The 453-nt window shown below is 38.6% G+C and carries 1 pseudogene; it reads left to right on the top strand.

Going from position 1 to position 453, the window contains the following annotated elements:
• Positions 1 to 200: pseudogene (gene murC / locus AB4585_RS26540) on the top strand (UDP-N-acetylmuramate--L-alanine ligase); the annotation flags it as partial.
• Positions 201 to 453 lie beyond the last annotated feature (253 nt).

Raw genomic sequence — 453 nt, 5'->3', positions numbered from 1 at the left:
GTTCTCTATGTCGTACTATCCGTAGCCGAGGTCGTATTGATCCTATCTTTGTTAAAGAGCAAGATGATCTACCTAAGGTACTGGCCAACTTGTTACAAGAAGGTGATCTTGTTCTCACTCAGGGCGCTGGTGATGTAGGAAAGGTTGCTAAAAGGTTGGAAAAGTTAGAACTTAACATCAGAGCAATGCAAAAAAGCTAGTTTCCTTATCGAAATATCCGTTATTGCTATGGAAAGATAATGCCGGGCAAGTATAATCAGTCAATAGATATACTTGCCTGTAAAGGGTTATGTGCCGTTAATTAGGAAGTCGACGACATTATAAAAATGGAATCTACATTAGACGTCGAAACCGAATATAAACAAAGGCCTAGGTTCAAATTTTCTTGGGTTGATGCGAGTTTTTTATTGTTCGTAGTCGCTTTGATTGTGTTTGGTATTTTTTCCACAGTTG

The organism is Vibrio sp. 10N.222.49.C9, from assembly GCF_041474985.1.
In the GTDB taxonomy this organism is placed as follows: Bacteria; Pseudomonadota; Gammaproteobacteria; order Enterobacterales; family Vibrionaceae; genus Vibrio; species Vibrio crassostreae_C.
This window is presented reverse-complemented; position numbering and strand designations above follow the sequence as displayed.